Origin of the sequence: Arthrobacter sp. AK01, assembly GCF_021109375.1 — a bacterium.
In the GTDB taxonomy this organism is placed as follows: Bacteria; Actinomycetota; Actinomycetes; order Actinomycetales; family Micrococcaceae; genus Arthrobacter.
In genome coordinates this window covers 1-3,932 of sequence record NZ_JAJOHP010000131.1, presented here as the reverse complement: position 1 = coordinate 3,932, position 3,932 = coordinate 1, and the positions used below count along the sequence as shown (strand labels likewise).

The 3,932-nt window shown below is 56.9% G+C and carries 3 protein-coding genes; all 3 read left to right on the top strand.

Annotated features, from left to right (window positions below; genetic code table 11):
• Nucleotides 1-316 precede the first annotated feature (316 nt).
• Nucleotides 317-1,756 carry an S-layer homology domain-containing protein gene (locus tag LN996_RS23310; RefSeq protein WP_231343466.1) on the top strand — a complete coding sequence of 480 codons (1,440 nt, stop codon included), beginning with the start codon at nt 317-319 and terminating at the stop codon, nt 1,754-1,756.
• Between the two features lie 120 nt (nt 1,757-1,876).
• Nucleotides 1,877-3,046 carry a collagen binding domain-containing protein gene (locus tag LN996_RS23305; protein ID WP_231343465.1) on the top strand — a complete coding sequence of 390 codons (1,170 nt, stop codon included), beginning with the start codon at nt 1,877-1,879 and terminating at the stop codon, nt 3,044-3,046.
• A partial coding sequence (locus LN996_RS23300) for a carboxypeptidase-like regulatory domain-containing protein (RefSeq protein ID WP_308102760.1) occupies nt 2,982-3,932 on the top strand: 951 nt, incomplete at its 3' end. The genes LN996_RS23305 and LN996_RS23300, both read left to right, overlap by 65 nt.

Genomic DNA, 3,932 nt, shown 5'->3' with positions numbered 1-3,932 from the left:
GTGGGAGCGCACGATCACGATCCCGGAGGCATCTGCTGCCGGCGAATGGCACGTGACGTTGTATCCGCTTGGAGATGTTGTAGATAACTCGGGTGGGGGCTTCCAAACCCTTGCGGTCCTGAATGTTGCGGGCGGACCCTCTGACCTGAGTGCGCCGGTGTTGGTGAGTTCGTCAGTGAGTAAGACGTCATTTAACCTGGCTGAGGGGCCTGCGGTGGTGACTGTTTCTGTACGTGTCACGGACCAAACGGGCGCGACTGCTCCTGTTGTTATCGCCAGTCATCAAGGAACGGGTCAGACTCAAGGGTTTGGGTCAATGTCTTTGGTCTCGGGGGATGCTCGAGATGGAGTGTGGGAGCGCACGATCACGATCCCGGAGGCATCTGCTGCCGGCGAATGGCACGTGACGTTGTATCCGCTTGGAGATGTTGTAGATAACTCGGGTGGGGGCTTCCAAACCCTCGCCGTCCTGAATATTCTGCGTCAGACTCAAGTCTCCCCCGTGACTCCGGCTGCTGTTGTCTTTACGGATAAGGACGGCACGAAGGACGACGTTTATGTTGTTCCGGCCACGGCCGGTGTTGAGTACCTGGTCGGAGGCAAGGTTGTCGCTGCTGGGACGTACCCGGGCATCGGGACGGTGACGGTCACGGCGAGGGCGACGACGGATCATGTGCTTGCCACGGGTGCGATTGCGTCCTGGTCTGGGACGTTCAAGGCGACTCCCTTTGCCGTGACTCCTGCCGCTGTTGTCTTTACGGATAGGGACGGGACGAAGGATGACGTCTATGTTGTCCCTGCCACGACCGGTGTTGAGTACCTGGTCGGTGGCAAGGTTGTTGCTGCCGGGACGTACCCGGGAACGGGCACGGTGACGGTCACAGCACGGGCGAAGGCGGATTATGTGCTGGCTTCCGGTGCGACCGCGTCCTGGTCTGCCACGTTCAAGGCGACCCCGTTTGTCGTCACTCCCGCAGCCGTAACCTTCACAGACAAGGACGGCGCGAAGGACGATGTCTATGTTGTCCCTGCCACGACCGGTGTTGAGTACCTGGTCGGCGGCAAGGTCGTAGCGGCCGGGACGTACCCGGGAACGGGCACGGTGACGGTCACTGCGAAGGCCAAGACGGATTATGTCCTGGCCGCCGGTGCCACCGCATCTTGGTCGGCAGCGTTCACGTCCACCTCCGCAGTGTCGTTCACGGATGTGGCCCCGGGTGCGCAGTTCCATGCTGAGATTTCGTGGTTGGCATCGCAGGGGATTTCGACGGGGTGGGTGGAGGCGAATGGGTCCCGGACGTTCCGTCCGTTGCAGGCTGTGAACCGGGATGCGATGGCTGCGTTTATGTATCGGTTGGCTGGTTCGCCGGCGTTCCAGGCTCCTGCGAAGTCACCGTTCGCTGACGTGACGCCGAGTACGCAGTTCTACAAGGAAATCACGTGGCTTGCGTCCCAGGGGATCTCGACTGGTTGGGTTGAGGCTAATGGTTCGAAGACGTTCCGGCCGGTGCAGCCGGTGAACAGGGATGCGATGGCTGCGTTCATGTACCGGTTCGCGGGTAAGCCTGCCGTCACGTCGTCTGCTTCGTTTGCGGATGTTCCGACTGGGGCCCAGTTCCAGAAGGAGATCAGCTGGTTGGCCGGGGCAGGGATTTCCACGGGCTGGACCGAAGCCAATGGGGCCAAGACGTACCGGCCGCTCCAGCCAGTGAACCGCGACGCCATGGCCGCCTTCATGTTCCGCTACAACCGATAACAAGGCTAATAGCCCGGAGAAATTTTGGGGTCGTTAGTGCCTAGACTCAAGCTCACAAATTACAGATGCTAAATAATTTGCCGAAGTGGCTGGCAATTCGTGGCTTTGAATGGAGTAAGTATGAAAAGTGCCATCCGGTCTTCACTCAAGTGTCTTATACTATTATCAATTCTCTTGAGCCTAGTCACAGGAACGGTGCCAAGTGCGGAAGCCCTTGAATCAAGTCAGGGAACGATATCCGGGAAGCTTATAGACACTTCCGTCGAAGATTTTACCGAATTGACAATACAGGCATATCCCGTAAATGGGCGTGGCGGGGCGGGTTCGGCCAAGCCGAGATATGACGGCTCATTTACTCTCCTGAACTTGATGTCAGGGGAATATCAGATTCACATCGTTTCGTATACCGGCCAAATCCTCGCGCAGTGGTACGGTGGCGACGGTCATCAGTCTAGTGCCGAGCGAATCATTCTTGCGCCAAAGCAAAACTTAATCCTTTCCGACTTTTCCTTGGTAAAGGGCGCGGAAGTGAGGGGTAAAGTTGGATTGCCTGCGGGCATCGACGCAACCAAAGCCCATGTCTCTATCACCGGTGACGACTCCGGACCTGGGCCTTGGTATCTTCATGAAGAATATCTCAAGAGTGACGGCAGCTATTCAGTTAAGGACATCTACCCTGGCAAATATTGGATCCGCTTCGAAAGCGGCTCGTCTGGTGCCTTAGGTGAGCCCTATCCGTTTAGCGAGTCCTGGAGGTCAAGCCTCGTAGTCTTGGAGGATGGGCAAGAGCTAGAGGTTAACGTCGACTTGGAGCTTCCATCATCCATATCAGGCAAGCTCATTGCAGCGCCCGGTGTTAGCGTTTCAGGATTCTATGCGCAGGTACATCGCTTAGGCGAAGCGGGCGTAACGTCGAGTGGTGAGGTGAATGACGACGGTAGTTATTCAATCGGGGGACTGCGTGCCGGCGATTACGAGGTTCACTTTACGGACTACGATCGAACCAACTTTTTCGTGGACCGCTGGTACGGGGGAGCAGGCAACCGGGAGAATACTCAGTATGTTTCTGTTGGTACTAATCAGAATAAGCGGCTGGATAACACCACTATTACGTTAGGCGGCAGTGTTCGGGGAACCATCTTGAGTTCCGAGGTCAGAGGGTATGCAAATGTAGAGGTGAGCCTCCTAACGACCGACGGCAAGGTGGTGGTTGCCGAAGTGGCGGATGAAAGTGGTAGTTATGTCGTTCCGGGCGTCCCCCCGGGGGGCTTACAGGATTTCATTCAATGAGATAACAGAAATTTCTACCGAAAAACAGTTCTATCCCGACATTCCCGAATCGAGAGGAATCGACGCGGCTGCAGAAGTTCGGGTAAGTGAAGGCTCCTACACTTCTGGAATTGATGCAAACTTGGTTCAAGGTGGCTCAATTGAGGGTCTGTTACTCGACTCGAGTGGCAAGCCTCTTAGCAAAACCGTAGTAGTGGCGACTGACCCCATGGGCGAGCTTGTGTCACGGGAGACCACGACAAGTGATGAGGGTAAGTTCTGGATTGGAGGACTGTCCTCGGGGCGATACTTCATCACCGCCCGTCCTAATACAGCCTCGGCTCTGCACTACCCTGGCGTCAAAAACATCAAAGAAGCGCAAAGCATCCATGTCCTTTCGGGCAAATCCGCCGGCATAGGGACACTGACGTACCAGCAAAGTGTCATTCCCGCAGCAGTCACGTTTACCGATGAGGACGGCACGAAGGATGACGTTTTTGTTGTTCCGTCCACGGCCGGTGTTGAGTACGTGGTCGGTGGGAAGGTCGTCGCGGCCGGGTCGTACCCGGGCACGGGGACAGTCACAGTGTCGGCTCGCGCGAAGACGGACTATGTTCTTTCTGCTGGTGCCACCGCTTCCTGGTCTGCGACGTTCAAGGCAACCCCGTTTGTCGTGACTCCTGCAGCCGTGGTGTTTACGGATAAGGACGGCACGAAGGACGACGTTTATGTCGTCCCCTCGACGGCTGGTGTTGAGTATTTGGTCGGTGGGAAAGTTGTTGCTGCCGGAGCGTATCCGGGTGCCGGGACGGTGACGGTCACAGCACGGGCGACGACGGATTATGTTCTTGCCACGGGTGCGACCGCGTCTTGGTCCGGGACGTTCAAGGCAACCCCGTTCGTGGTG

What these genes read in the sequence shown, in the direction of transcription:
- LN996_RS23310 (WP_231343466.1), top strand. Translation starts at nt 317, where the DNA reads ATGTCTTTGGTCTCGGGGGATGCTCGAGATGGAGTGTGGGAGCGCACG.
- LN996_RS23305 (WP_231343465.1), top strand. Translation starts at nt 1,877, where the DNA reads ATGAAAAGTGCCATCCGGTCTTCACTCAAGTGTCTTATACTATTATCA.